This window comes from Pseudomonas sputi, assembly GCF_021603585.1.
GTDB classification, from domain to species: Bacteria; Pseudomonadota; Gammaproteobacteria; order Pseudomonadales; family Pseudomonadaceae; genus Aquipseudomonas; species Aquipseudomonas sputi.
The window spans coordinates 1-1314 of sequence record NZ_BQHI01000061.1 but is presented as its reverse complement, the minus strand read 5'-3'; the positions used below and the strand labels follow the sequence as shown (position 1 = coordinate 1314).

The 1314-nt window shown below is 57.1% G+C and carries 1 protein-coding gene; it reads left to right on the top strand.

Features of this window, described 5'->3' with window-relative positions:
* Window positions 1-96: 96 nt before the first annotated feature.
* Window positions 97-1302, top strand: a complete 1206-nt coding sequence (locus L6D81_RS29290) for an ISL3 family transposase (RefSeq protein ID WP_236182998.1) — start codon at window positions 97-99, stop codon at window positions 1300-1302.
* The last annotated feature ends 12 nt before the right edge of the window (window positions 1303-1314 follow it).

The window sequence follows — 1314 nt, the reverse complement described above, 5'->3', positions numbered from 1 at the left end:
GGTTCTTCACGGAATCCCGGGAAACATAGAAACAAGAACGCCGATTTGGTTGATGATGTTCGTGCGAGCAAACACATCTAACAAACCGGCGTTCTTATGCGCGATATTAATACTTTCCTTCCTTTTTGGGAGGGCTTTTCTGTTGTCACCATCAAGCCCGATGGCGATGCGCTACAGATCGACCTGACACCCCACGCCACCCAATTCCCCTCTTGTGGCGGCTGCCAAAAACCGTGCTCAACCACACATGAGTACTGCCAGCGAGTCATCCGCGATCTGCCCATTCTTGGCCGAGCAGTGCGCCTCAGCGTTTTGCTTCGGCGTGTCGGGTGTCGCGACTGTGGCAAACGCATGGAAGCGGTCAGTTGGCTGGACCGCTATGCTCGCATGACGCGCCGCCTGGCCGAGGCGGTCATTCATGCCTGCGAGCGCCTGCCCACAAAACACGTGGCTCAACTGTTCGGGCTGCATTGGGATAGCGTTCGGTTGCTGGAGCGTCGAGCCTTGCAAGCGGCGTTGAGTGTTTTGCCAAAGGCGCAGCCACGGCGCTTGGTCATGGATGAATTCGCGCTGTTCAAAGGTCATCGTTACGCCAGCGTCGTGTTGGACGCCGATACCCGGCGAGTGCTGTGGATCGGCGAAGGTCGCAGCCGTGCAGCGATCAGGCCATTCTTCGAAGAGCTGGGGCCAGAGGGTTGCGCTCGCATCGAAGCGGTGGCGATGGACATGAACACCGCCTTTGACCTGGAGGTTCGTCAGCACTGTCCAAAAGCGCGCGTGGTCTACGACCTCTTCCATGTGGTGGCCAAATATGGCCGAGAGGTGATTGATCGAGTCCGCGTCGACGAAGCGAATCGGCTACGTCATGACAAGCCTGCCCGAAAGGTCATCAAGCAAGCGCGATGGCTATTGCTGCGCAACCCACAGAACCTGAAAACGCCGGAGCAACAGGTGCGTCTGGAGGATCTGCTGGCGGCCAACCAAGCGTTGATGACGGTCTATTTGATGAAGGCTGAACTCAAAACGCTTTGGACACCGAGCACCGCCTGGGGCTGGCGATCAGCCTGGCAGCAATGGCTGCGCCATGCGCATGAAAGCGAAATACCGCCTCTGATCCAGTTTGCCAAACGACTGAAGGGTTACTGGCGGGGCATCGTCAGCCGGGTTCGCTGGCCGATGCATACGGGCCAGCTGGAGGGTATCAACAATCGAATAAAGGTCATCAAGCGGATGGCGTACGGTTACCGGGACAGCGAATTCTTTTTCATGAAGATCAAGAGCGTGTTTCCCGGCAATCCGTGATGAACCAAAAAA